This window comes from Inhella sp. (assembly GCF_041912635.1).
Taxonomy (GTDB): Bacteria; Pseudomonadota; Gammaproteobacteria; order Burkholderiales; family Burkholderiaceae_C; genus Inhella.
The window spans coordinates 21827-47130 of the sequence record NZ_JAYRMO010000015.1; the positions used below are offsets into that span (position 1 = coordinate 21827).

General features: G+C 68.7%; 25 protein-coding genes and 1 pseudogene. 11 read left to right on the forward strand and 15 right to left on the reverse strand.

What is annotated here, in order from left to right; translation table 11 throughout:
• Positions 1-201: 201 nt before the first annotated feature.
• Positions 202-849: a DUF1294 domain-containing protein gene (locus tag ACE3QP_RS10445; protein WP_374435857.1), complete on the reverse strand. Its 648-nt coding sequence runs from the start codon at positions 847-849 to the stop codon at positions 202-204.
• 3 nt (positions 850-852) lie between these two features.
• On the reverse strand, positions 853-2643 hold the full coding sequence (locus ACE3QP_RS10450; protein ID WP_374435859.1) for a DEAD/DEAH box helicase: 1791 nt from the start codon (positions 2641-2643) through the stop codon (positions 853-855).
• 430 nt (positions 2644-3073) lie between these two features.
• On the opposite strand from ACE3QP_RS10450, the gene ACE3QP_RS10455 reads away from it, so the two are divergent.
• Positions 3074-6022 (forward strand): putative bifunctional diguanylate cyclase/phosphodiesterase, encoded by a 2949-nt coding sequence (locus ACE3QP_RS10455; RefSeq protein ID WP_374435861.1) that lies wholly within the window; start codon positions 3074-3076, stop codon positions 6020-6022.
• Here the strand turns inward: ACE3QP_RS10455 and ACE3QP_RS10460 are convergent, their stop codons facing one another.
• The 4 genes from ACE3QP_RS10460 to orn form a co-directional block, all read right to left on the reverse strand.
• Entirely contained in the window at positions 6023-6748 is a 726-nt protein-coding gene (locus tag ACE3QP_RS10460; RefSeq protein WP_374435863.1) for a hypothetical protein, read from the reverse strand.
• 121 nt (positions 6749-6869) lie between these two features.
• Entirely contained in the window at positions 6870-7511 is a 642-nt protein-coding gene (locus ACE3QP_RS10465; RefSeq protein ID WP_374435865.1) for a trimeric intracellular cation channel family protein, read from the reverse strand.
• Positions 7508-9301 carry a chorismate-binding protein gene (locus ACE3QP_RS10470; RefSeq protein ID WP_374435867.1) on the reverse strand — a complete coding sequence of 598 codons (1794 nt, stop codon included), beginning with the start codon at positions 9299-9301 and terminating at the stop codon, positions 7508-7510. The genes ACE3QP_RS10465 and ACE3QP_RS10470 overlap by 4 nt, the downstream gene beginning before the upstream one ends.
• Positions 9298-9852, reverse strand: coding sequence for an oligoribonuclease (gene orn, locus ACE3QP_RS10475; protein WP_374435868.1), 555 nt, complete (start codon positions 9850-9852; stop codon positions 9298-9300). The genes ACE3QP_RS10470 and orn overlap by 4 nt, the downstream gene beginning before the upstream one ends.
• A 77-nt stretch (positions 9853-9929) precedes the next feature.
• On the opposite strand from orn, the gene ACE3QP_RS10480 reads away from it, so the two are divergent.
• The 6 genes from ACE3QP_RS10480 (at position 9930) to ACE3QP_RS10505 (ending at position 14490) form a co-directional block, all read left to right on the forward strand.
• Positions 9930-11213, forward strand: coding sequence for a M48 family metallopeptidase (locus ACE3QP_RS10480; protein WP_374435870.1), 1284 nt, complete (start codon positions 9930-9932; stop codon positions 11211-11213).
• A complete protein-coding gene (locus tag ACE3QP_RS10485; protein ID WP_374435872.1) occupies positions 11210-11536 on the forward strand; it encodes a 4a-hydroxytetrahydrobiopterin dehydratase in 327 nt (108 codons plus the stop codon). The genes ACE3QP_RS10480 and ACE3QP_RS10485 overlap by 4 nt, the downstream gene beginning before the upstream one ends.
• 76 nt (positions 11537-11612) lie before the next feature.
• Positions 11613-12566 (forward strand): ribosome small subunit-dependent GTPase A, encoded by a 954-nt coding sequence (gene rsgA, locus ACE3QP_RS10490; RefSeq protein ID WP_374435874.1) that lies wholly within the window; start codon positions 11613-11615, stop codon positions 12564-12566.
• Positions 12559-12972 (forward strand): hypothetical protein, encoded by a 414-nt coding sequence (locus tag ACE3QP_RS10495; RefSeq protein WP_374435875.1) that lies wholly within the window; start codon positions 12559-12561, stop codon positions 12970-12972. Before rsgA ends, ACE3QP_RS10495 begins: the two co-directional genes overlap by 8 nt.
• 140 nt (positions 12973-13112) lie before the next feature.
• The gene (locus ACE3QP_RS10500) at positions 13113-14147 is read left to right on the forward strand and encodes an adenosine deaminase (protein WP_374435876.1); all 1035 of its coding nucleotides are present in this window, start codon (positions 13113-13115) and stop codon (positions 14145-14147) included.
• A 109-nt stretch (positions 14148-14256) separates the two neighbouring features.
• Positions 14257-14490 (forward strand): hypothetical protein, encoded by a 234-nt coding sequence (locus tag ACE3QP_RS10505; RefSeq protein WP_374435877.1) that lies wholly within the window; start codon positions 14257-14259, stop codon positions 14488-14490.
• Positions 14491-14658: 168 nt separating this feature from the next.
• Here ACE3QP_RS10505 and ACE3QP_RS10510 read toward each other — a convergent pair.
• Positions 14659-14928 (reverse strand): annotated as a pseudogene (locus ACE3QP_RS10510) (antibiotic biosynthesis monooxygenase); the annotation flags it as partial.
• Positions 14929-15020: 92 nt separating this feature from the next.
• On the opposite strand from ACE3QP_RS10510, the gene ACE3QP_RS10515 reads away from it, so the two are divergent.
• On the forward strand, positions 15021-15845 hold the full coding sequence (locus tag ACE3QP_RS10515; protein WP_374435878.1) for a crotonase/enoyl-CoA hydratase family protein: 825 nt from the start codon (positions 15021-15023) through the stop codon (positions 15843-15845).
• On the opposite strand, the gene ACE3QP_RS10520 is transcribed toward ACE3QP_RS10515, so the two are convergent.
• The 4 genes from ACE3QP_RS10520 to ACE3QP_RS10535 all read right to left on the reverse strand — a co-directional run bounded on the left by ACE3QP_RS10520 (position 15835) and on the right by ACE3QP_RS10535 (position 18268).
• Complete coding sequence (locus ACE3QP_RS10520) at positions 15835-16215, reverse strand: hypothetical protein (protein ID WP_374435879.1); 381 nt, start codon at positions 16213-16215, stop codon at positions 15835-15837. The genes ACE3QP_RS10515 and ACE3QP_RS10520 overlap by 11 nt on opposite strands.
• Positions 16212-17261: a cupin domain-containing protein gene (locus ACE3QP_RS10525; protein ID WP_374435880.1), complete on the reverse strand. Its 1050-nt coding sequence runs from the start codon at positions 17259-17261 to the stop codon at positions 16212-16214. Before ACE3QP_RS10525 ends, ACE3QP_RS10520 begins: the two co-directional genes overlap by 4 nt.
• A gap of 76 nt (positions 17262-17337) precedes the next feature.
• On the reverse strand, positions 17338-17913 hold the full coding sequence (locus tag ACE3QP_RS10530) for a DUF1439 domain-containing protein (protein WP_374435881.1): 576 nt from the start codon (positions 17911-17913) through the stop codon (positions 17338-17340).
• 97 nt (positions 17914-18010) lie between these two features.
• A complete protein-coding gene (locus ACE3QP_RS10535) occupies positions 18011-18268 on the reverse strand; it encodes a hypothetical protein (RefSeq protein ID WP_374435883.1) in 258 nt (85 codons plus the stop codon).
• A 253-nt stretch (positions 18269-18521) separates the two neighbouring features.
• Here ACE3QP_RS10535 and ACE3QP_RS10540 point away from each other — a divergent pair, with 253 nt between their 5' ends.
• On the forward strand, positions 18522-18899 hold the full coding sequence (locus tag ACE3QP_RS10540) for a response regulator (protein ID WP_374435885.1): 378 nt from the start codon (positions 18522-18524) through the stop codon (positions 18897-18899).
• A gap of 51 nt (positions 18900-18950) precedes the next feature.
• Here the strand turns inward: ACE3QP_RS10540 and ACE3QP_RS10545 are convergent, their stop codons facing one another.
• Together ACE3QP_RS10545 and ACE3QP_RS10550 are read right to left on the reverse strand one after the other, a co-directional pair.
• Entirely contained in the window at positions 18951-20993 is a 2043-nt protein-coding gene (locus tag ACE3QP_RS10545; protein ID WP_374435887.1) for a M3 family metallopeptidase, read from the reverse strand.
• Between the two features lie 11 nt (positions 20994-21004).
• Complete coding sequence (locus ACE3QP_RS10550) at positions 21005-21685, reverse strand: hypothetical protein (protein WP_374435889.1); 681 nt, start codon at positions 21683-21685, stop codon at positions 21005-21007.
• A 122-nt stretch (positions 21686-21807) separates the two neighbouring features.
• Here ACE3QP_RS10550 and ACE3QP_RS10555 point away from each other — a divergent pair, with 122 nt between their 5' ends.
• Together ACE3QP_RS10555 and ACE3QP_RS10560 are read left to right on the forward strand one after the other, a co-directional pair.
• Positions 21808-23907: a prolyl oligopeptidase family protein gene (locus tag ACE3QP_RS10555; protein WP_374435891.1), complete on the forward strand. Its 2100-nt coding sequence runs from the start codon at positions 21808-21810 to the stop codon at positions 23905-23907.
• Positions 23904-24179, forward strand: coding sequence for a GNAT family N-acetyltransferase (locus tag ACE3QP_RS10560; RefSeq protein WP_374435892.1), 276 nt, complete (start codon positions 23904-23906; stop codon positions 24177-24179). The genes ACE3QP_RS10555 and ACE3QP_RS10560 overlap by 4 nt, the downstream gene beginning before the upstream one ends.
• Before the next feature lie 39 nt (positions 24180-24218).
• On the opposite strand, the gene arsC is transcribed toward ACE3QP_RS10560, so the two are convergent.
• On the reverse strand, positions 24219-24563 hold the full coding sequence (arsC, locus tag ACE3QP_RS10565; protein ID WP_374435894.1) for an arsenate reductase (glutaredoxin): 345 nt from the start codon (positions 24561-24563) through the stop codon (positions 24219-24221).
• Positions 24564-24599: 36 nt separating this feature from the next.
• Positions 24600-25304, reverse strand: coding sequence for an ABC transporter ATP-binding protein (locus ACE3QP_RS10570; RefSeq protein WP_374435896.1), 705 nt, complete (start codon positions 25302-25304; stop codon positions 24600-24602).

The window sequence follows — 25304 nt, forward strand, 5'->3', positions numbered from 1 at the left end:
CACCGGCCGGTAGCACTTTGTGTCGCGCCGAGCGCGGGGCTGTCGTAGCCCATGCACCAGCTTGGAGCCGCAAGTCAGGACTTGCACGGAGCCGCGTGACGCGTTTCATGCCGCCCCCGCTCCGAGCGGTTCATGGCAGCGGATGAGCGGCGCGCGGTTCGACACACGCGCGCCGGTGCCGCCGATGCAATTTGTCGCAGTTCAGCCGCGCAGCCAGTTCAGCCAGGGTTGCCAGGCAGGAGTGCACAGGCCCACCAGAAGCAGCAGGTTCAGGCTGGTCATGGCCCAGGTCCAGCGCAGAAAGGCCGGCTTGCTGATCTTGTGTGCGAACACTTGCTGGCCCAGCAGCGCGCCCGGCCAGCCACCCAGCAGAGCCAGCAGGTGCAGCGTGACCTCAGGCACACGACCAGCGCCGCGCCGGGCCGACCATTTGTCGATGCCATAGACCACGAACAGGGCCATGGACAGGCTGCTGTAGAGCAGCGGCACGGGCCGCGGCAGCGGCCAAGCCAGGTGGATGCCGCCCAGCACCAGGGCGAAGAGCGGAATCACCAGCAGGCGCGTCGAGGCCAGTTGGCGCGGCGAAGGGGGGGCCGCTGCCTGCGCCCGCGCAGGTGGCGGTGCCAGCAGCGGCTGCACCTGCACCGCGCGCTCGCGGCCGGGGCCGGAGCGGGCGCGGCGAAAACGCACCGCCTCACCCAGGGCCGGCGCCCGGAAACGCAAACGCCCGGCCAGATCGGCGCGCCGCAGCAGCAAGCGCTCACCGCCCTGGTCGGGCGCAATGAAGCCCAGGCCCTTGGCCGCGTCCCATTGCAGGACGCGGCCGCGCTCCTCGCGCGGGCCTGCCACTATTTACTCGTAGTTGCGGCGCGGCTTGCCGAAGCCAGCCGGACGCTCGGACTTGCGCTCGTCCCACGAACGCTCGGCCTGCGGACGGTCACCATGGCCACCGAAGGCGGGGCGCTCGCCATAGGGCTTGCGATCGGCGAACTGGGGACGGTCGCCGTAGGGCTTGCGGTCCGCACCAAAGGCAGGACGCTCGCCATGGGGCTTGCGGTCACCGAAGGCCGGGCGGTCGCCATAGGGCTTGCGGTCACCGAATGCCGGGCGGTCGCCGTAGGGCTTGCGATCACCGAAGGCGGGACGCTCACCGAACTGCGGACGCTCGCCAAAGGGCTTGCGATCACCAAATGCCGGGCGATCACCCTCGTGGAACGGACGGCCTTGGCCGGCAAACTGCGGGCGCTCGCCGAACGGCTTGCGGTCACCGAAGGCCGGGCGGTCACCGAAGGGCTTGCGCTCGCCCCAGGGCTTGCGGTCGCCGCCGAAGGCCGGGCGGTCACCGTAAGGGCTGCGCTCGCCACCGCCGAACTCGGTGCGCGGACGCTCGCTGAACACCACCGGATCCGGCTTCTTGGGCTCCAGGCCTTCGATGCGGCTCGGCGCCAGGGCTTCCTTGGTGTAGGCCTGCAGGCGGCGCAGGCGCGGCAGGTCTTCGCGCATGGCCAGGGTCACGGCCAGGCCGGAGCGACCGGCACGGCCGGTGCGGCCGATGCGGTGCACATAGTCCTCGGCCTTCATCGGCAGGCCCAGGTTGATGACGTGGCTGATGGTCGGCACGTCGATGCCGCGGGCAGCGACATCGGTGGCCACCAGCACGCGCAGCTCGCGGCGGCGCAGGCCTTGCAGGGTGCGGTTGCGCTTGCCCTGCGGCATGCCGCCGTGCAGCGCGGCCACGGCATGGCCCAGCTCGGCCAGCTGGCCGGCCAGTTGCTCGGCCTCGATCTGCGTGCCGGCAAACACCACGGCCTGGTCGACGGTGGCGTCGGCCAGCACATGCTCCAGCAGGGCGGCGCGGTGGTGCGGGTGGTCGGCCCAGTGCAGGCGCTGCTCGATCTGCGCCTTCTGCTCGGGGGCGGAGGCGACGTCGATGCGCTGCGGCTGGTTCAGCAGCTCGCGGGCCAGGCCACCGACGCGGCCGTCAAAGGTGGCGCTGAACATCAGGGTCTGACGCGGCTGCGGCAGCAGGGCGGCGATGGCCTCGATGTCCTCGATGAAGCCCAGATCGAGCATGCGATCGGCTTCGTCCAGCACCAGGGTCTTGATCTCGCTGAGCATGCCGGTCTGGGTGTTGGCCACATCCAGCAGACGGCCCGGGGTGGCGATCACGATGTCGGCACCGGCGCGCAGACGCGCCAGCTGGGCCTGGTAGGGCATGCCGCCCACGATGGTGCAGACCGAGAAGCCCGGAATGCCACGGCCCAGCTGCACCGCCATCTGGGCCACCTGCTGGGCCAGCTCGCGGGTGGGCGCCAGCACCAGGCCGATGGGGTTGACCACAGGACCATTGGCACGCGGCGTGCGCGGTGCACGCGGGCCGCCGCGTTGCGGGCGACCACCGAAGCGCGGCAGGAAGGCCGGCACCAGCTCGGGGTTACTGGCACGGCGCGCCAGCACCTGGGTGAGGATGGGCAGCAAGAAGGCCGCCGTCTTGCCGCTGCCGGTGCGGCTGCTGACCATCAGGTCGGCGCCGGCCAGGCCTTGCGGAATGGCTTGGGTCTGCACCTCGGTGGCGTTTTCGTAACCGGCCTCACGGACGGCGGACAGCAGCTGCTCGGGCAAACCCAGGGAATCAAACGACATCTCGAACTCTCTTCTGACAACAAGGCGCCGCACCGGCCTCCTCGGTCGGTGGACACAGGGCCTCCAGGGCCCGTGGGGTCGCTAGGTACTCCGCGGGCCATCCATTCGGGCCCAATCGGTGCGACGGCATCGCCGCCGACCAGAGCCTGCCGCAGCAGGTCGGACCGAATTGCCGGTCCAAGGAGGAGTCAGAGGAGATGAACGAACCGCGCAGACAGTCGGGCTGCTTGCGCGAAGCGTGCACTGTAACACTGGTGCTAACCCGGATGCACCTTGTTCATGATGCGCATGTGACATGCTGCACAGCAGCAACACAACTGCTTACAGCAGATCACCGAGGGCGAATCCTAGGAAAAAACTGTAACTTTCACACGTAAATTCGCACCCCGATTGGAACTTTGGCCGTTCTGGCCTTCAGGAGCCCGCACCGATGACGGCACTGCGCACCCCCATCCCCTCGCCCTGGGGTGCGTTGCCGGGTCGCCTGGATCGGCTGCTGCTCGGCTTTTCCGCCTACCTGCTGCCATTGCTGCTGGGCCTGCTGACCCTGCTGGCACTGAGCCAGTGGCCGCGCGAATTTTCTGAATCCACCCCTGCCGCGCTGGACCTGCGCCGGCTCGAACACCTGAGCAGCCAACCCAGCCCGGGCCTGCGCGCCTTGCTGAGCCAGCAGGCCATGGCCAAGGCGCACGACACCCGGCTGTCCGAGCAGCCGCAATGGCTGCAGCTGGTGGTGCCCATGGGCACACCCTGGCTGGAATTTCCTTCGCGCCACCTTCAGGCTCTGCGCTGCTGGGACGCCGAAACCGGTGCCCTGCTGGGCCAGGCCGACCGGCGCAGCCAACGGGGCGCAATGGAAGCGCTGAAGGCCGGCTTTGCGCTGCGCCTGCAAGCCAGCCAGGCCGGGCGTGAGCTGATGTGCCAGGCCCAGGCGGCCGGCCCAGCGCGTCTGCAGGCGCTGGCTTGGGCAGAGGCGGCGCTGCAGAGCTCGGTGCTGCAGTTCCACCATGCCGCCGGCCTGCTGGATGGCGGCCTGACCCTGCTGGCGGCCTTCCTGTTCATCAGCGCCCTGATCAACCGCAACACCAGCTACTCGGTGTTTGCCGTCTGGCTGGTGCTGAACCTGCGCATGGCCGCGCTGTCGGCCGGCTGGGATGCCCAGTGGTTCGGCCACCAGGTGCCGCTGGAATGGCTGTACCCCTTGCGCCAGGCCACGATGGCGCTGTACTACCTCAGCACCTATGCGCTGTTCCGAAGCTTCTTCCGCGAGGAGTTGCAGCGCGTGGGTGCCGGGCCGCTGCTGCAGCTGGCGCAGTGGAGCTGCGTGCCGCTGCTGCTGGCAGCACTGACCCTGCCCTACTCGCAGTTCCTGCCACTGATGTGGGTCTGCACCGCGATCGGAGTGGGCGTACTGGTGCATTACCTGGCGCGCATCCTGTGGGTGACGCGCTCGCAGGTGGCGCTCTGGTACGCGGCCTCACTGGCCATCACCTTGGGCGCGGGCCTGGCCGAGGTGCTGGCGGCGGCCTTCGGGCTGCGCGCCTTCAGCGGCATCGGCAACAGCGTCACCGCCGCGCTCTCCAGCAGCCTGCTGGCCTCGCTCTCGGTGGCGGCCCAGATGAAACAGGCGCAGGATGCCCGCCGCGCCGCGCAGGGCAAGCTGGAGCAGACCTTCTCCGCCCTGCCCATCGGCCTGTTCACGCTGAACCTGCGCGGCCAGTTCCTGGCGGCGAATCCGGCCCTGCAACAGATGCTCGGCAGCCAGGTGCTGGAGCCCGGCGCGAACGATTTCCAACGCCACTTCGAGCCCGGCAGCTGGGTGCGCTTGCACGAGCGCCTGTACGCCAGCCCCCAGGTGGAAATGGAGCTCAACAACCAGGGCGAACGCCGCTTCCTGGTACGCGCCGCGCTCAGTCAGGACCGCATCGAGGGCTCGCTGCAGGACGTGACCGAGCGCTCACGCGCGGCCGAGAACCTGCATTTCCTGGCCCATAGCGACACCCTCACGCGCGTGCTGAACCGGCGCGGCATCGAGGCCCGGCTGGACGAGGCGCTCAAGGCCCTGCTGCCCGGCGACACGCTCTGCCTGGCCTACCTGGACCTGGACCGCTTCAAGCTCATCAACGACCTCTACGGCCACAGCGCCGGCGACGCCGTGCTGCAGCAGGTCTGCGCACGTGTGCAGGGCGTACTGGTGGAACCCATGCAGTTCGGCCGTGTGGGCGGCGACGAATTCCTCATCGTCATGGCCGGCATCCGCACGCCACTGGCGCGCCTGATCGCCCAGGGCGTGGTGGGTTGCATCGGCAACAGCCCCTATCGGATCGACGAGCGCGCCTTCCATGTGCGCGGCTCCGTCGGCTTGGTGGAGATACCGGCCGGCACGCCGATCAAGGATGCCATCGCGCGCGCCGACCGTGCCTGCCGCGAGGCCAAGGGCAAACCGCAATCCGAAGGCCTGGTGGTGTTCGAGCGCGACTCCCCCGCTCAGCAGGAGCACGAGGCCGAGATGAAGCTCGTTGCCCTGCTCTCCGCCGGCGAAGAGATCCAGGGCCTGCACCTCGCCATGCAGCCCATCATGAGCCTGCTGCAGCCGCGCGGCTCGCTGAACTTCGAGGTGCTGCTGCGCATGCACGACGGCGCCGGCCGCCCGGTGCCCACGCATCGCCTGATCGCCGCCGCCGAACTCAGCGGCCGCATGAGCGTGATCGACCGCTGGGTGCTGCAGCAGACCCTGCTGTGGATCATTCACCACCGCGCCGAGCTGCCGCAGCTGAAGTTCGTCTGCATGAACCTCAGCGGCGCCTCGCTGAACGACGAGCATTTCGTCGAGGACGTGTTCGACATGCTCGAAACGCACATCGAGGCCGCGCCCTATCTGTGTCTGGAGATCACCGAATCGGTGGCCCTGCATGACCTGGCCAATACCCGGCGCTTCATCAGCCAGGTGCGACAGATCGGCGCCAAGGTGGCGCTGGACGACTTCGGTGCCGGCTACACCTCCTTCAGCTACCTGAAGGAGCTGCCGGGCGATCTGCTGAAGATCGATGGCAGCTTCATCGTCAGCATGAACCAGCACCCGGCCAACATCGCCATCGTCGAGGCCATCGTCAGCCTGGCGCGCAACCTGGGCATGAAGACGGTGGCCGAGTGGGCCGAGGATGCCGAAACGGTGGAGACCCTGGCCGAGATCGGCGTGGACTACGTGCAGGGCTTCGCCGTCGCGCGGCCGCAATCGCCGCAGGAGCTGCTCAAGCTGCGCTCCGCCGCCGACCTGATCGACGACGAGGCGCTGCACGCCTTCATCCAGCGGGTGGAAACCGGTGGCGCCGTCACCGGCATGTTCGTCGGCTCCAGCCCCGGCTTGTTGCGCCAGTGATCAGTGCAGGGCCCGCGCAGCCGCGGGCGTGCCGGCCGGCAGTTGCAGGTCCGGGTGCTCGGTGCCGCACATGAAGTTCAGCAAGGGGTGACGCGCCGCCTGCCAGCGCGCCTGCGCGCCGGGTACATGCAGATGCATCACGCGATGCGGCAGCTGGTGCACATGGGCCATCGCGTAGGTCTGGTGCGGGGCCCAGACATCCTCGAACAGCAGGCGCTGGTACTGGCGATCGATGGGCGTGCGGCCCGTGATGACCATGTGGTCCACGCCCTGGCTGCGGCAGATCAGATAGAAGGCCTTGAACAGCGCCGCCTTCACCAGGCGGCCCCTCTCGCCCTGGGCCAGACCCAGGCGCGTGGCCTCGGCCAGGCGGGCGTTCGCCAGCTCCGGCGGCAGGCTCATGGAAGCCTCCAGGTCCAGCGGGCGGCGCGCATTGGTCTGGATGCGCAGGCTGCCCAGCGGGCTGCCGTCCAGCTTGCTGCGCGCCAGCAGCACCCAGTTGCCGGGTTCGCTGTCGGCGGGCTCGGGCTCGCCCAAGGTCTCGGCAAAGCTGGGCAGGTGGCGGGCGTAGGCGCTCTGGCGCACCCGCACGGCGTCCCGCAGGTCCTGCTCGCTGCGCGCCACCGTCACCGTAAAGGGCAACCGCTCCTGCACAAGCTCAGCACCGCTGGCCGGGCAGGCTGCCAGCGAGGGGGACACACGCAATTCCGAAACCGAGCCAATCATCGAGCGCCTCTCCGTGGGGATCCCCCTCATTCAGGGGGTCGGCGGACTGTAGGAATCGGTAACAGGGCTGCGTAGTCAGGCGGGCGCGCTACCCGCTGTCAGACAAATTCCGACAGGGGAACTACCGAGTCGGTGGCGGCGGCTCGCGCCAGCCCGGCAGGCGTACGCCGGTCAGCATGGCAAGGACACGCAACAGCGTGGCCGTGCCGGCCGCGGCCAGCAGGCTGGGGCCCTCGCCCCAAGCCAGGGCCTGGGCGCCCACCAGCACCCAGCCGCCGGCAAAGGCGCACACGGCGTAGGGCCGGTGGTCGTGGAAGGCCTTGGGGATTTCGTTGCAGACGATGTCGCGCAGCACACCACCGCACACGGCGGTGATGACGCCCATCAGCACCGCCACCAGCGCCGGCAGGCCCTGGTCCAGCGCCAGCTGGGTGCCGCCGGCGGTGAACAGGCCCAGGCCCAGCGCATCCGGCCACTGCATGGCCCGGTTCGTCACCGCCAGGTGCCGCACCTTCAAAAGCGCCATCGCCGCCAGGCACAGGCCCAGCAGCGCCCACAGCCAGTTCGAGTGCTCGACCCAGAAGAAGGGCCGGCGGTCCAGCAGCACATCGCGCAGGGTGCCGCCGCCAAAGGCCGCCAGGCCCGAGACCACGCAGACCCCCACCACGTCCAAGCGCTTGCGTGCGGCTTCCAGCAGGCCGGACAGCGCAAAGGCCAGCGTGGCCAGGGCCTCGATGCCGGTGAGCCAGGGCGAGAGGTTCACAGCAGCTCCGCCCGCAGCCAGCCGCGCAGGGCGTTGAACCAGGCGATGGCACTGGCGCGCTGCAGGTCCTCGCGCAGCAGGCGGGCCTCGCGGATGCGCCCCTGCGCCAGCCAATGCGCGCGCCCCACGCCGGGCAGCAGGCCGGCTTCGAGCCGCGGCGTCAGCCACTTGCCGTCGATGCACAGCGCCAGATTGCCGCGCCCGCATTCGGTCAGCTCGCCCTGCTCGTTGTAGAGGATGAGATCGAAGGCGCCAGCCGGCTTGTGCGCCAGCAGGGCCTCGTAGCCCCCGCGGCGCGTGGTTTTGTGCTCGATGAACTCGCGCGCCAGCCCGCCCGTGGCGATCGGCCGCGGCGCCAGCGCCAGCCGCACCGGCTCGGGCGTGGGCTCCAGCGGCTGGCATTCGGTCTGGAGGGTGCGCCCCAGCTGCAGCCGCACGCGCCAGCGCCCCTGCGGGTGGGCGGCGGCCACGGCATCCAGCGCCGCCTGCAGCGCGGCACGCTCAAAGCCCAGGCCGAAGTGCTTGGCGCAGCGCGCCAGCCGCGCCAGATGCGCCGCACCCTGCGGGTACCGGCCATCCTGCATCCGCAGGGTCTCGATGCCGGCGATCGGCGCACGCGCGCGCTCCAGGAAGCGCGTCTTGGCCTGCCACTCGGCCAGCTCGGCCGCGGGCTCGGAATCCAGCGTGATGCCGCTGCCCACACCGGCACGCAGCGCGCCGCCGGGAAGCTGTTCCACGGTGCGGATCGGCACATTGAAGGTCGTCGCGCCGCCAGGCTGCATCAGCCCCAGCGCGCCGCAGTACCAGCCGCGCGGTGCGGCTTCCAGTTCGCGAATCAGCTGCATGGCGCGGCGCTTGGGCGCACCCGTCACCGAGCCGCAGGGAAACAGCGCGGCAAACAGCTGCGCCAGTCCGGCGCCCGGCTGGGTGATGGCGGTGACCGTGCTGGTCATCTGCCAGACCGTGGGCAGCTCATGCAGCTCAAAGAGCCGCGGCACGCGCACGCTGCCGATGCGCGCCACCTGCCCAAGGTCATTGCGCAGCAGGTCCACGATCATCAGGTTCTCGGCGCGTTCCTTCTCGCTGGTGCGCAAGTAGGTTTGCGCAGCCTCGTCGCTGGCGCGGTCGGCGCCGCGCGGGGCCGTGCCCTTCATGGGCTGCGCGGCCAGGATCCAGGTCTTGCCATGGTCGGGCAGCGGCCGCCAGTCAAAGAACAGCTCGGGCGAGACCGAGGCCACGCCGGGTTCATCACCCAGCTGCTTCAAGTAGAGCGAGAAACCGCCCGGTTGGGCCTGGTGCAGGGCGCGGAACAGTTCGTCCAGGCCCACGCCCTCTTCCAGCGCACTGAGCAGGCGGGTGGTCAGATTGATCTGGTAGCAATCGCCGGCGCGGATGGCGGCGCGCACGGCCTCGATGTGCTCGGCGTCCCGTTCGGGGTCGTGCAGGTCCTGTGCCCAGGGCAGGCAGCGGGCGCGCTCCACGCCAGGCTCGGGCCAGTCCTGCGGGGCTGTGCGGTAGACGGCAAAGGCCGCCAGCAGGCCTTCAGCGGGTTCACAGTCCAGCGCCGGGTTCAGCGCCGCCGCGGCCTCGTAGCGCAGGCCGCCCAGCACCCAAGCGCCGGCGCGGGCGGCGGCGTGGGCGGCGTCGATCACCCCCGCCAGCTCGGCCGGCTGGCGCGCCAGCAGCCACTCGTCCGGCGGCGCCGTCCAGCCGCCGCGCAGGCGCTCACCGTCCTCGCGCGCCAGCGGGTGGCGCGGGAAGTCGAAGGCGGCGAACAGGGGCGTGGTCAAGCCAGGTTCAGGAAGGTCGCGCGGTAATGCACCAGCTCGTCGATGGACTCGTGAATGTCCGCCAGCGCGGTATGCGCCTGGGCCTTCTTCACGCCCTCCAGCACGGTGGGCTTCCAGCGCCGCGCCAGCTCCTTGAGCGTGGAGACGTCAAGGTTGCGGTAGTGGAAGAAGGCTTCCAGATCGGGCATGTAGTTCACCAGGAAACGGCGGTCCTGGCAGACCGAGTTGCCGCACATCGGGCTCTTGCCCTTGCCCACGTACTGCTGCAGGAACTCAATGGTGGCCTTGGCGGCGGCGGCTTCATCGGTGGTCGAAGCCTTGACGCGATCAATCAGCCCGCTCTTGCCATGCGTGCCCTTGTTCCACGCGTCCATGCCGTCCAGGGTCGCGTCGCTTTGGTGGATGGCGAACACCGGGCCTTCGACGCGCACCGCCAGATCGGGGCTGGTGACGACGACCGCCACTTCGATGATGCGATCCTTGTTGGGCTCCAGACCGGTCATCTCGCAGTCGATCCAGATCAGGTTGTTGTCGTTGCGCTCCAGGCTCATGGCAAATCCTTGGTGTGAATCGGCAGGATTGTGCCCACCTACACTGGCCGATCCGTCTGAGAAACCGCGGTCCGCCCTTGCTTGCCCCCTCTTCCGTCACCCTGTTTTTCGTGGCCGCGCTGCTGGCCACCACCCTGCTCAAGCTCTGGCTGAACGGCCGCCAGCTGAGCCATGTGGCCCTGCACCGCGGCCAGGTGCCGGCGGCCTTTGCGGCCAAGGTGCCGCTGGCCGCGCACCAGAAGGCGGCCGACTACACGCTGGCCAAGGGCCGGCTGCAGCTGGTCTCGCTGCTGTTCGGCGCGGCGGTGCTGGTGGCCTGGACCCTGCTGGGCGGGCTGAACCAGCTCAACCTCTGGCTGTTCGGCCAGGTGGGCCCGCAGGCCTGGGGCGGCTTTGCCTACCCGCTGGCCCTGCTGGCGGGCTTCACGCTGATCAATGCCCTGATCGACCTGCCCTTCGAGCTCTACACCACCTTCAAGCTGGAAGCCCGCTTCGGCTTCAACCGCACCGATCTGAAGACCTTCGTGGCCGACCAGTTGAAGGGCCTGCTGGTGCTGGTGCTGCTGGGCGGCCCGCTGGCCTGGGGCGTGCTGGCGGTGATGCGCCATGCCGGCTCCAGCTGGTGGATCTGGGCCTGGGCGCTGTGGTTCGGCTTCTCGCTCACGCTGATGCTGCTCTACCCGCTGCTGATCGCCCCGCTGTTCAACAAGTTCACGCCGCTGAGTGACGCCACGCTGAAGGAACGCGTCGAGCAGCTGTTCGCGCGCACCGGCTTTGCCGCCAAGGGCCTCTTCGTGATGGACGCCGGGCGCCGCTCGGCCCATGGCAATGCCTACTTCACCGGCCTGGGCGCGGCCAAGCGCGTGGTGCTGTTCGACACCCTGCTGGAGCGCCTGGACCCACCCGAGGTCGAGGCCGTGCTGGCGCACGAGCTCGGCCACTTCAAGCTGCGCCATGTGCCCAAGCGTTTGGTGCTGATGGCCGGCCTGACGCTGGCCGGCTTTGCCCTGCTGGGCTGGCTCTCGCAGCAGCCCGCCTTCTACGTGGCCTTGGGCGTGCAGCCCAATCTGCTGGGCGACAACGAGGCCCTGGCCCTGCTGCTCTTCGGCCTCGTGCTGCCGGTGTTTAGCTTTCCCCTCACCCCGCTGATGGCGCGCGGCTCGCGCAAGCACGAGTTCGAGGCCGACGCCTTCGCCTGCCAGCATGCCGACGGCCGCGCGCTGGCCTCGGCCCTCCTGAAGCTGCACGAGGACAACGCCAGCACCCTTACGCCTGACCCGCTGGTGGCGCGCTGGACCTACTCCCACCCGCCGGCTTCTGAACGGCTCCCCGCCATCCTTTCGCACGCGAGGCCCGCATGAACCCGCTCACCGCCCATTGCCAGGCCAATGCCCCCGCGCTCGACGACAGCGCCGTGGCCGAATGGCTGCCCCAACTGCCCGGCTGGACCCACGAAAACGGCGGCCTGCGCGCCCGCTTCGAGTTCGACAACTTCTACCAGGTGATGGCCTTCGCCAACGCCGTGGCCGAACTGGCCCATGCGCAGGACCACCACCCCGACATGTCGCTCAGCTACTCCATGGCCACGGTGCGCTGGAGCACCCACAGCGCCGGCGGCAAGGTGAGCCTGAACGACGTGATCTGCGCGGCGCAGGTGAGCGCCCTGCCTGAGGTTTCTCCTTGAGCGCGGCCGCCCGGCCGCTCCGAAGGTCGCGCGGCGTCCCGCCTGGCGGGACCGCGCGCAGCGCGAGGGTGCCCACGTGAGCCGTCCGGGCTCGCGCGAACGGCGGCTGCAGCAGCCCGCGCGCGACCATCTGGACCTGGGCCTGGTGGTGCGCGGCCACGGCCGCCACTACCTGGTGGAAACGGCGGAAGGCGGACGCATCCTCTGCCATCCGCGCGGCAAGAAGAGCGACGCCGTGGTGGGCGACCGCGTGCGCTGGCAGATGACGGGCAGCGACGAGGGCGTGATCGAAGCCCTGGAGCCGCGCCGCAACTTGCTCTACCGCCAGGACGAATGGCGCAGCAAGAGCTTTGCCGCCAATGTCGACCAGCTGCTGGTGCTGGTGGCCGTGGAGCCGGTGTTCAGTGAATCCCTGCTCAGCCGCGCCCTGGTGGCGGCGGCCGAGGCCGGCATCGAGGCCCGCATCGGCCTGAACAAGACCGATCTGCCCGGCGTGGCCGCGGCGCGCCAGCGCCTCGCGCCCTACACCGCCATGGGCATCCAGGTGTTCGAGTGGAGCCTGCAGGCCGACCCGGCCGGAGCCCTGGCGCTGCTGCGCCCCTGGCTGCAGGGCAAGACCACGCTGGTGCTGGGCCCCAGCGGCACGGGCAAGAGCACGCTCACCAATCTGCTCATCCCCGATGCCCAGGCCCAGGTGGGCGAGATCTCCGAAGCCCTGAACAGCGGCCGCCACACCACCACGCACACGCAGTGGTACTGGCTGGACGCCGAGCGCCAATCCGGCTGGCTGGATTCGCCGGGCTTCCAGACCTTCGGCATCCAGCACATCACGCCTACCCAACTGGCCGGCCTGATGCCCGACTTCGCCGCCGCCGCGGCCGCGGGCTGCCGCTTCGCCAACTGCACGCACCGGCAGGAGCCGGGCTGTGCGGTGCAGGCGGCGCTGAAGGAGGGGCGGATCGTGGAGAGCCGGTATCGGATCTATCTGGAGTTGTTTGAAGAGTTGAGCCGGCCGCCGCACTATGGTTGAACGCCTGCAGAGGCTGCTGAAGCTCAGTTCCCTGTTGATCGCAGTCTGTCTTGTCCTGCCCCTGCAGTCCTGCACGCTCAATGGAAAGGAGGATGTCTTCTTTCCTCTTTCAGGCGATCCGAGCCAGTGGTGGATGGTGCTGGCGGTTTACCTGCCACCGCTGCTGATGTGGTGGCGGCGAGCTCCCATGAGCTGGCGCCTCTTTGCCTCAATTGCCGCCTGTGCCGCCTGTGCCGCCGGGCTGTATGCGACCAGCTTTCTGACCTTCGCCCTGCAATGGAAGGGCAAGCTGCTGCTCGGGTGGTATGTCTACACCGTGGCATCGGCAGTTCATCTGAGCGGCAGTCTTCTGCTCGCATTGCAGTGCTGGCATGCCCGGCGAATTGCCAAGGGCTCCACGGGCTGAGAACGTAGTCTTCGGCGGCTCAGCGTGCGTCGATGGATCGAGCTCGCAGGCAGGTAGGAAGATTCGCCAGTGCGACGAATGCTTGAGGGTCTGCATTTGTCGACTCGCTCGTCACCCAGTTGCCGCATTCGGAGCCAGTAATGACCGACCGCCCCGCCCTAATCAACTTGCTCCGCGCCCTCCCCAAGGCCGAACTGCATCTACACATCGAAGGCACGCTGGAGCCCGGGCTGATCTTCCAGCTCGCGCAACGCAATGGCATTGCCCTCGCCTACCCCAGCGTCGAGGCCCTGCGTGCGGCTTATGCGTTCACGGATCTGCAGAGTTTTCTGGACATCTACTACGCCGGTGCCAGCGTGCTGATCCAGGCGCAGGACTTCGAGGACATGGCCTACGCCTACTTCGAGCGCGCGGCGGCCGATGGCATCGTGCATGCCGAGCTGTTCTTCGACCCGCAAACCCACACCGAGCGCGGCGTGGCCATGGGCACGGTGATCGACGGCCTGACGCGTGCAGGCGTACGGGCGCAGCAGCAGCTTGGCATCAGCAGCGCGCTGATCCTGTGCTTCCTGCGCCACCTCAGCGAAGACGCGGCCTTCGAAACCCTGGAACAGGCCCTGCCCTACCGCCAGCACTTCATCGGCGTGGGGCTGGACAGCAGCGAGCGCGGCCACCCGCCCGAGAAGTTCGCGCGGGTGTTTGCGCGCTGCCGCGAGCTCGGCCTGCATGTGGTGGCGCATGCGGGCGAGGAAGGGCCGCCGGCCTACATCGAAGCCGCACTGGATGTGCTGAAGGTCGAGCGCATCGACCACGGCGTGCGCTGCAGCGAAAGCCCGGCCCTCGTCGAGCGCCTGGCACGTGAGCAGATTCCGCTGACGGTCTGCCCGCTCTCCAACGTCAAGCTCTGCGTGTTCAAGCGCCTGGCCGAGCACAACCTGGCCGCGCTGCTGGCGGCCGGGCTGAAGGTGACGATCAACAGCGACGACCCGGCTTACTTCGGCGGCTACCTGCTGCAGAACTTCCTCGAAACCTTCGAGGCCCTGCCCCAGCTGGGCCCCACGCAGGCGATCCAGCTGGCGCGCAACAGCCTGGAAGCGAGCTTTGCGTCGACCGAGGCGAAGGCTGGCTGGCTGCGGCGGCTGGAGGAAGTGGCGGCGAGCTGCGGCGCGGCCTGACCCCCACCAGTCCGCGCCCATGACTACACGCTGGATCCCCACTGCACTCGCGTTCGCGGTCGCCGTGCTGGGCGGTCTGCATCGCGGCCTCTTCTAATGCGGCGGCTATGTGTGGCACCGCCATGTCCTCTGGGCGGCCCTGTTCTTCGTCACGCTGGTGGCACTGCTGCTGCCGCTGCGCCGGCGTCACCCGCTCGCGAGCCGGGCAGCGCTCGCGCTCGGTGTACTCGCCACCTACCTCTTGTTTGAAGCGCTTGCGGCCCCGTTCTATCCTGGGCCGCCGGCAAGCTGGAGCGAGTTCCTGTCAGTCTTCTTGACGACGCTGGAGCGTGACCCTTGTTAGCGCCAAGGGCTGGTGATGAAAGCGCCAGCTCTGTTTTGGCGCTTGTGCGAATCGACCGCTCCTGCACGGCAGCAAGGCGGAAGCCAAGCGGGTGAACCAGTCCGTCTGCCTCCTGTTCGCCTTGCGCAGCCGCTTTGCCCGCTAGGCGCCGCGTGGTAAACGCAGCACTCAATGCCCCCAGTAGCTGCCCAAGCTGCGCTCCCCCTCGGTCAGGGCCTCGCACTCGTGGTCCAAGGCTTGGTACTCGGCCTCGAAACGTTCGCGAAAGGCAGCATGGGCGGCGGCGCTGGCCCAGCGGTCCACGATCAGGAAGCGTTTTTGGTCTTCCTGGTCCTTTAGCAGCTGGGGGCCCTGGTACCCCGCTGCCCGGGCGAACAGCTGGGCCCAGCGCCCCTGCGGCCCGTAGGCGGCCAGAAACTCGGCCTTGCGCCCTGGCGTGACCTGGAACTCCCAGACTTAGGCATAGGCAGGGCTCATGGGCATCTCCCTTCTGAAGCCTGCATGATGCGGGCCCCGACCCGGAGAGCCCGATGAATCTGACCGCATTCGAAACCATGACGGCCCAGCTGGATGGCGCCGTCGCCGTCATCAGCCTGAACCGCCCCGACAAGGCCAACGCCATGAACTGGGCGATGTGGCAGGACATCCGCAGCGCCCTGCAATGGGCCGACCGCACGCCCGAGGTGCGCGCCGTGGTGCTGCGCGCCGAAGGGCCGCACTTCACGGCCGGTATCGACCTCGGAATGATGATGGGCCTGCAAGGCCAGATCCAGGACGACTGCGAGGCGCGCGTGCGCGAGAAGCTGCGCGCCTTGATCCTGGAGCTGCAGGACACGCTGACCAGCCTGGAGCGCTGCCGCAAGCCCGTGTTGGCCGCCGTGCACGGCGCCTGTCTGGGCGGCGGCATCGACCTGATCTGCTGCGCCGACATGCGCTACTGCAGCGCCGAGGCCGAGTTCGCCATCAAGGAGATCGACATCGGCATGGTGGCCGACGTGGGCACCCTGCAGCGCCTGCCCAAGCTGGTAGGCAACCAGGGCCTGGTGCGCGAGCTGGCCTACACCGGCCGCAAGGTGGACGCCGCCGAGGCCCTGTCCATCGGCCTGGTGAATCGCGTGTTCGCCAGCCGCGCCGAACTGGACGCCGGCGTGCTGGCGCTGGCGCAACAGATCGCCAGCAAGTCGCCGCTGGCCATCCGCGGCAGCAAGCAGGCGCTGAACTACGCGCGCGACCACAGCGTGGCCGACGGCCTGGAGCAGATCGCCAGCTGGAACGCGGCGATGCTGATCTCCGAAGACCTGATGACGGCGCTGATGAAGGGCCGCGGCGGCCAGGCGCCGCAGTTCAGGGATTGAGCGCGGGCGGCCCGCCACTCAGCACCAGCAGCAGGGAAAGGCCCAGGTAGAGCGCTCCGAACAGCGCGCCGGCCTGGATCTCGCGCGGCGCGAGCTCGCGCAGCGCCGGCTCCTCGGGCTTGGCGCGGCGCGCCCCGTGCAGCGCAAAACCCACCACATAGGCGATGAAGAGCCCGGGCAGCCAACCAGGCACAGGGGAATCGGCCTCCTGCCAGGCCAGCAGGGCCAGGGCGGCCCAGATCCATTCGGCCAGCGAGAAGCACAGCGTCGTCAGCCCGATGCGCCCCTGGGCGCGCCAGAGCAGCTGCGCGTCCACCCACTGGCCCAGGCCCATGGCCACGCTGCCGAGCAGGAACCAGTGGGTGTTCATGCGGGGCCTGGGGGGTGCTGACGGAACCAGGCCACGATGTCCGGCATATGGACCTCGAAGCCGCCGGGAATCGACAGGTTCAGCAGGCCGGCCCGTTCATCGCCCCCGTTCTGGAAGTCGTGCGTCACGCCGCCGGGCACCAGCACGAAGCCGCCCGGCCCGAGCTCCTGCCATTGATCACCCATCAGAAAGCTGACCCGCCCGGCGTGCACGTAGAAGACGTCGTCCTCGGCATGCGCTTGGGCGCCCGGGCCCTGGGTATGCGGCTGCAGCCACCACTCGGAGATCGCGTAGCGCTCCGCGCTCCTCGCGCCGTCGGCCTTGAACAGGGCGTCCAGCGCACCCATGGCATAGGCGCGGCCTTCGCCCGGTTGAAGCAGCAAGGACTGGCGCGGCGGGGCGGCGCCCAACAGGCTGATGCGCTCCTGCGGCGCGGTGATCAGCGGAAGCACCCGGCTGGCCACCAGCCAGCTGAGCCCAAAGGCCACCAGGCCGACGCGCTCGCCATAGAAGGTCAGGCGCGGCCAATGGGCCCTCAGGCTGCCGCCAGTCAGGCCGTCGTAGCCCAGCACCAGGATGGCCGCCACGATCGCCACCCCACAAGCGGCATAGATCCAGGCGCGCCAATGGGCCTGGGGCGCTGGTTTGGCGCGCGCCCGGCCGTAGAAGATCCAGCACAGCGCGGCCAGCACCCCGAACATCAGGGCCGCCGAGAGCCCATGCACCTTCGGGATGATCTCCGGCCGGCCACCGCACTCGCAAGGAAAGAAGGCCACGCCCAGCGCCGCCAGCGCGGCCAGTTTGCTCAAGCCCTTTTCGAGCTGGCTGCTGCCGTTGTAGGCCGCCAGAAAGGCCGCGATGGCCACCAGCGCCCCCACGAACACGTCGCGGGCCCAGCCGCCCACGTGGTACGCATCGCTGATCGACGGCAGGGCTTGGCCGGACAGAAAGGCCGTCAGATTGGCCAGGCCCAGCGCAATCAGGCCGACGATGAGCTTGAGCGTGTGGTGGTCAATTTCCGGGCGGAACTGCGGCGGCTTGGACATGGTGGCTCCCTGGGCGGCTCCGGCAAGGGCGCCCAGGTGCTTTGTAGCCTGCCTCGGCCCCCGGCCGACATCCGCCTCAAGCCGGAGGTTCGAACAGGCCCAGGGGGTTGACCAAGCGGACCCTGAGCTTGCCGTCCACCACCGCAACACCGCGCAGCGCCAGCTTGGCCAGGGACTCGGTTCGCGAATCCGATTTCAGCCGGTACAGCGGCACGTTCTGGACAATGGCGGCCATTAGCTTGGGGCCGCGGACCTTAACGACCTGATCAAAGTCCGGCGCATTGCCGCTCATCTCGAACTCGCTGACCTCGACCGCGTCGAGATAGAAGGCGGCGTTCGAAGCTTCGTAGCGCGGCTTGCCGCTCAGCACCACTCGGCCCGGCATGCTGCGCTTGCCCAGGGTGGCGACAAACTGGGCCCGCATGGCGATGCGGTCCGAACCGGCGCGCAGCTCCAATTTCGGCTCACGCAGCTCCAGGCAGTTGGTCTTGAGCAGGCATTCCTGCTTCGGGAACTTCGGATCCAGCTGGGCTTGCAGCTGGGCCTGGGTCAGATCCACGGTGAGATCCGGACTGAAGATCATGATGGCCCAGCGGGCCACGGCCAGCAGCAGCAGAAGCAGAACCAAGCCCAGCAAGATGCGTTTGAACATGAGCAAGCGTCAGCCGCCGACCGCTCCGCGGCCGGGTAAGGCAATCAGTTGAAGGTAGACCAAGCGAGCGCAGTGCGCGGCTGTGGCAGAGCGGCCCTTAGCGCACCTCGCGCACCTCGGCATCCACCACCTCGCCCGCGCGGCCACGAGCCTGCTGGCGGCGCGGCCAAGCCTGGGTGGCGAAGCGGAAATCGGGCCGGCGCGGCTGCGGCCGGCCGAGCAGACGCGCCAGCAGGCGGCGCAGACCGAACACGGCCAGCAGCACCGCCGCCACCAGCAGGCCCAGGGCCAGCAGACCCAGGGTCAGGACGGCGGCCGCCACCACGAACACGGCCCGCACCACGGCATTCAACACAGCAGCAACTCCTTGCAAGATGCCCGGCGACATGGGGGTATCAGGCCGGAATTCAAGCATGAGTGGCTCGGCCAGTCAGAAGATCTTCTGGTTAAGGGCTCATGCCCAGCGTCGCGCCGGCAGGGTTTCGCACGTGGACCAAAGGCCTGCCGGGCGCGGTATCAAGCGCCGTGACAGACCGGGCAAACCCACCCCCGCAAGCACGCGCCAGGCGCAAGGGCTCCGCAAGCAATCTGGGGGAAGATTCCGCCCCATGCCCGCCTACCGCCTGCTCTACATCGAGGACAACCCCGTCAACGCCCTGGTGGTGGAAGAGCTGGTGAGCCGAAGGTCGGACATCGAATTGCGCGGCGCCGAAGACGGCCATTCCGGTCTGGCGCTGGCGCGCGATTGGCGGCCGCACCTGGTGCTGCTGGACATGCAACTGCCCGATCTGGACGGCTTCCAGGTGCGCCAGGCCCTGGCCGAGCACCCCGATACCACCGCGATTCCCTGCATCGCCCTGTCGGCCAATGCCATGCCCGAGGACATCAAGTCCGCGCTGGCCGCCGGCTTTGCTGATTACTGGACCAAGCCGATCGATTTCCAGGCCTTCCAGAAGGGCCTGGCCGAGCGCCTGCCCCCCGCCTGAAACAGAACAGGCCGGCAAGGCCGGCCTGTTCTCTTGTGCTTCAAGCCCAGCTCAGACCGGAATCAAGCCCCGGCCCTTCAGCATCGGCTCGATGTGCGCATCGCGGCCGCGGAAGGCGCGGTAGGCCGCACCCGGCTCCTGGCTGTTTCCCGCAGCCAGGATCTGCTCGCGGTAGCGCTGCGCAGTGGCGGCGTCAAAGATGTCGCCGGCTTCCTTGAAGGCCTCAAAGGCGTCGCAGTCCAGCACCTCGGCCCACAGGTAGACGTAGTAGCCGGAGGCATAGCTGTCGCCCACGAACAGGTGCTGAAAGTGCGGCAGGCGGTGGTTCATGCCGCAATCGGCCGGCGCCCCCAGGCGCTCCAGGGTCTGCTGCTCGAAGGCGACGATGTCCGGCGCTTCTTCCTCTTCCAGCGCGTGGATGGCCAGGTCGACCAGGGCCGAGGCGGTGTAGCGCACCGTCTCGTAGCCCTGGTTGAACAGCTCGGCGGCCTTGATGCGCTCGATCAGCTCGTGCGGGATGGCCGCGCCGGTCTGGTAGTGCTTGGCGTGGCGCTGCATCACCGTGGGGTCGGCGATCCAGTGTTCCATCAGCTGCGAGGGCAGCTCAACGAAGTCGCGCAGCACCTGAGTGCCGCTGAGGCGCTCGTAGCGGGTCTCGCTCAGCATGCCGTGCAGGCCATGGCCGAACTCGTGGAAAAGCGTGCGCACGTCGTCCAGGCTCAGCAGGGTAGGTTCACCCGGCGCGCCCTTGGCAAAGTTGTTGTTGTTGAGGATGACGGGCGACTGCGCGAAGCCGTTGCGGTGCGCCCAGCGCAGCGCGTTCATCCACGCGCCGCTGCGCTTGCCCACGCGGGCGAAGTTGTCGTGCAGGAAGACGGCGCGGTGGGCGCCGCTCTGATCGAACACCTCGTAGGCCACCACATCGGGGTGGTAGACCGGCCAGTCGGTGCGCTGTTCGAAGCGCAGACCGTAGAGGCGCTGGGCGCAATCGAACATGGCCGCGACCATCGCTTCGAGCGGGAAGTAGGGCTTGAGCTCGGCCTCGTCGAGCGCGTAGCGCGCCTGGCGTACTTTCTCGGCGTAGAAGCGCCAGTCCCAGGCTTCCACCTTGTCCATGAAGCCGTGCGAGAGCGCGGCGGCCTGCACGGCCTCGCGTTCCAGCTGGGTGGCGTTCAGCGCGGCATCCCACACCCGCTTGAGCAGGCCCTGCACGGCGGCCTGGTTCTGCGCCATGGTGTCGGCCAGTTGGTAGTCGGCGAAGTTGGTGTAGCCATGCAGGCGCGCCTGCTCGTTGCGCAGGGTCAGGATTTCCTGGGCGATGGCGCGGTTGTCGGTCTCGCCCTCGTGCTCGCCGCGCGAGACCCAGGCGGCCCAGGCCTGCTGGCGCAGGTCGCGCCGGGCCGAGAAGGTCAGGAAGGGCACGACGTGGGAGCGCGAGAGCGTCACGAGGTGAGCGCCTTCTTCCAGACCACGCTCCACAGCGGCCTGCTTCATCACAGCGCGCACGAACTCGGGCAGGCCGGCCAGCTCGGCCTCACTCTTGAGGATCAGGCGGTAGCCGGCCTCATCGGCCAGCACGTTCTGAGCGAACTGGGTGTTCAGCTCGGCCAGGCGCTGCATGATGGCCGCATAGCGCGCGCGGGCGGCCGGGGCCAACTTGGCGCCGGCGCGCACCGCCTCCAGGTGCAGGCGCTCCAGCAGGCGCTGCTGGTCGGCGGCCAGGCCCAGCTGGGCGCGCTGTTGCATCAGCGCGTCCAGGCGCTGGAACAGGCCCTGGTGCATGGCCACCCAGCTGGCGTGGGCGGCCATCGGGGCGGCCACCTCGCGCTGCACGGCCTGCAGGGCCTCGTTCGTGGCCGAAGCGGCCAGGGTGTAGAACAGCGCCTCAATGCGGTTCAGCAGGCGGCCGCTGGCGTCGAAGGCGGCCACGGTGTTGTCGAAGCTCGGCGGCGCCGGATTGGCAGCGATGGCGTCGACCTCCTGCCGGTGCGCGGCCATCGCGGCTTCGAAGGCCGGCATGAAATGCGCCGGGGCGATCGCGGCGAAGGGTGGCAGACCGGCCGGGCCGGTCCAATCCTGCAGCAGCGGGTTCATGCGCACCCCGCTCACTGGCCGGCAGCCTTCTTGGCGGCCATTTCCTTCTTGATGGCGTCTTCGTCGCGCTCGTCGTAGGGGCGGTTGCCACACTCGGCGCGCCACTTGTCCTCGGCCTCACCGAGCTTGTCCACGCGCGCCGACGCTTCCGACTGGCGCTTGTTGAAGTCGTCAATCTTCTGCATCAAGGCCTCTTCACGGGCCTTCAGGGCCTTCAGGCGGGCGTTGTGGGCGTCCACGCGGGCGGTCAGTTCGGCAGCGGCCTTGTCGTAGTCGGCCTTCACTTCCTTCTGCTTGGCCGGCTTGAGTTCACCGATGGTCTTGCTCAGCTCCTCACCACGCTTGCGCAGAGCCTCGTTGTCGGCCACCAGAACGGTCTGCGCGGCCACGAAATCCTTCTGCTCGTTCTCGAACGCGGCCTTGTCGGACTTGACGGCGTCGGCATGCGTCAGCAGTTCCTTGTCTTCCGCCTCGATGGCCTTGCTCTCGGTGACATTGGCCTCGCGGCGCGCCAGGCATTCCCGCAGTTCGTCTCGCGACATCAGCTTGGGCCTGGCCTTGGCCGGCGTGGCTTCGGGCTTGGCCGGCGCCTTGGCGGCGGGCTTGGCCGGCTGCTTGGGCTGGGTTTGCGCGATCACCGCGGTGGTGCTCAGGGCGGCAATCAAAGCCAGGGTCAGAAGGGGTGCGCGCATGGCTGAAACAGGGTCAGTTGGACGAGCCGGCGATGATGCCATGACCCCTGTCCGGCACCGGAAGCCTCCCCATAATCCCCGGCTTCCCAAACCGTCGGCGCCCTGCGCCGCCCCAGCCGCTCATGAAACCCGTCCTGCTGGCCAGTCTGCTGGCCACCGCGCTGACCGCCGGCGCCCAGACCCCCGAAGAAGATCCCTACCTCTGGCTTGAAGAAGTCAGCGGCGAGAAGGCCATGGCCTGGGTCAAGGCCCGCAATGCCGAGACCGAAGCGCTGCTGAAGAACCGCCCCGGCTTCGAGGCCCTGCGCGCCGAGTTGCTCGAAGGCCTGAACGCCAAGGACCGCATTCCCCGCTTCACGCGCATGGGCGACTGGGTCTACAACCTCTGGCAGGACGACAAGCACAAGCGCGGCATCTGGCGCCGCACCACGCTGGCCGAGTACGCCAAGGCCGAACCCGCCTGGGAAACCGTGCTGGACCTGGACGCTCTGGGCGCCACCGAAGGCAAGAGCTGGGTGTTTGCCGGCGCCAACTGCCTGGCGCCCGACTACCGCCGCTGCCTGCTCTCGCTCTCGCCGGGCGGCTCGGATGCCTCCGCGGTGCGCGAGTTTGACACCCGCGACAAGGCCTTTGTCAAAGGCGGCTTCGAGCTGCCCGAGGCCAAGAGCCAGGTGGACTGGCGCGACCAGAACCAGATCTTCGTCGGCACCGATTTCGGTCCCGGCAGCATGACGGATTCCGGCTACCCGCGCATTGCCAAGCTGTGGACCCGCGGCACCCCGCTGGCCAGCGCCAAGATCCTGTTCGAAGGCGAGCAAAAGGACACCTGGGTGGGCGTGGGCGTGGACGGCCATGGCGCCCAGCAGCGCGCCCTGATCCAGCGCGCGCTCGACTTCTACCGCGCCGAATACCGCCTGCTCACGCCCAAGGGCCTGCAGAAGCTGGACCTACCGCTGGACGCCCAACCCCAGCTCTGGGGCGAGCGCCTGCTGGTGCGCCTGCGCTCCGATTGGACCGTCGGCGGCCAAGGCTTCAAGGCCGGCAGCCTGCTGGTCGGCAGCTGGAAGGACTTCCTGTCCGGCAAGCCGAAGTTCAACAGCCTGTTCGAGCCCACCAGCACCCGCTCGCTGGCCAGCTTCGTCACCACCCAGCAGCATGTGGTGCTGAACATCTCGGACAAGGTCGCCTCCAAGCTGGAGGAGTGGGACTTCCGCGGCAAGACGCCCGCCAAGCGCACCGTGCAAGCGCCCTTCCCCGGCACCCTGTCGATCAGCAGCCTGTACGACAGCGACCTGAAGAAGGACGCGCTGGCCGACCGCTACCTGATCAACTACGCCGACTTCCTGACGCCCGACACCCTGTCGCTGGCGCGCGCGGGCAGCGACGAGCGCCAGCCCCTGAAGAGCCGCACCACCTGGTTTGACGCCGCCGGCATGCGCGCCGAGCAGCACTTCGTCAACAGCAAGGACGGCACCCCCGTGCCCTACTTCGTTATCTACCCCAAGGGCGCGCAGGCGGATGGCAAGAACCCCACCCTGCTCTACGGCTACGGCGGCTTTGAAGTGAGCATGACCCCTGGCTACAGCTCCAGCCGCGGCCGCGGCTGGCTGGCCAAGGGTGGCGTGTTCGTGCTGGCCAACATCCGCGGCGGTGGCGAGTTCGGTCCGGCCTGGCACAAGGCCGCGATCCGCGAGAACAAGCAGCGCAGCTACGACGATTTCATCGCCGTGGCCGAGGACCTGATCGCCAAGAAGATCACCAGCCCCAAGCAGCTCGGCATCATGGGCGGCAGCAATGGCGGCCTGCTGATGGGCGCCATCGTCACCCAGCGCCCCGACTTGTTCAACGCCGTGGTCTGCCAAGTGCCGCTGCTGGACATGAAGCGCTATCACAAGCTGCTGGCCGGCGCTTCCTGGATGGCCGAGTACGGCGACCCCGACAAGGCCGAGGACTGGGCCTTCATCAGCCAGTACAGCCCGTACCAGAAGGTCAGCAAGGACATGAAGATGCCGCGCGTGCTGATCAACACCAGCACCAAGGACGACCGCGTGCACCCCGGCCACGCCCGCAAGATGGCCGCGCGCATGATCGAACAGGGCCACAACCCGCTGTACTGGGAGAACATCGAAGGCGGCCATGGCGGCGCGGCAGACAACGAGCAGCGCGCCACCTGGCAGGCCATCGAGTACAGCTACCTGTGGATGCAACTGGGCGGCAAATGAAGCTGGACATTCAGCACCTGCCCGGGCAGCAGCGCTTCGAAGGCCGCCACCCCAGCGGTGTATGCGAGCTGGACTACGTTCGCCAGGGCCAGGTGCTGACCTTCACCCACACCGGCACCCCGCCGGCACTGCGCGGCCAGGGCCTGGCCGCGCAGGTGGTGGAGGCCGGCCTGCAATGGGCGCGTGAGCAGGGTTGCAAGGTGGTGCCGGCTTGCAGCTATGTGGCGCTCTACTTGCAGCGCCACCCAGAGTGGAACGACCTGCAGGCCTGAACGCCCCCCGACGGAAAGGCCCGCAGCGCGGGCATTTTTTCAGATCAGATCGAGCACCCGCTCGGGCGGCCGGCACAAGGCCACCCCGCGCGGTCCCACCACGATGGGCCGGTTCAGCAGCACCGGGTACCTTTCGATCGCATTCAGCAAGCTGTCGTCATCCAAAGCCGGGTCGTCCAGGCCCAGCTCGGTGTAGGCCGCTTCCTTGCTGCGCAGCAGGCCGCGCAGGCCCAGGCCGCTGGCGCGCGCCAGCTCTTTCAGCGTGGCACGGTCCGGCAGCGTCTGCAGATACTCCACCACCCGGGGTTCGTGGCCGGCTTGGCGAAGGAGCGCCAGTGCGGCGCGCGAGTTGCTGCAGCGGGGGTTGTGATAGATGGTGATCACAGGCGGGGTCTCCGAAAGCGGGGTCCGCACTGTCGCTCAAGACCGACCCTCACCCCTCACCTCATGCGTGCGGCCATCACGGATGTGATAGAGCCGCTTGAAGGTCGGGATGATCTTTTCATCGTGGGTGACGACGATGACCGCCGTATGGTGCTGCACCGCCATCTGATTCAGCATCGCCACCACTGCGAGCGCACGTTCGCTGTCCAGCGGGGCGGTGGGTTCGTCGGCCAGGATCACCGGCGGCCGGTTGGCCAGCGCGCGGGCGATAGATACGCGCTGCTGCTCACCGCCTGATAGCACCGAGGGCTGGGCGCGCGCGCGGTGCTCCACGTCCAGCGCCCTCAACAGCTCGCGGGCGCGGGCACGCGCCTCGGCATTGGGGCGGCCGGCCAGCATCGGAAGCAGGGCCACGTTGTCGGTCACATCCAAAAAAGGAATCAGGTAGGGCGCCTGGAACACGAAGCCGATGCGGTCGCGCCGCAGCGCGCGCAAGTCGCGGGCCTTCCAGCCTTCGTCGTAGATGGTTTCACCACCCAGCACCATGCGGCCGCCGCTGGGCTCGATGACCGCGCCCAGGCACTTCAGCAGCGTGCTCTTGCCCGAGCCCGAGGGCCCAACCAGGCCCACCACCTCGCCCGGCGCCACCTGCAGGTGCACGTCCTTGAGCGCGTCCACCGCGGTGTCCCCCTGGCCATAGCGCTTGCGCAGGCCTTCGATGCGGATGCCCGGCTCGGCCAT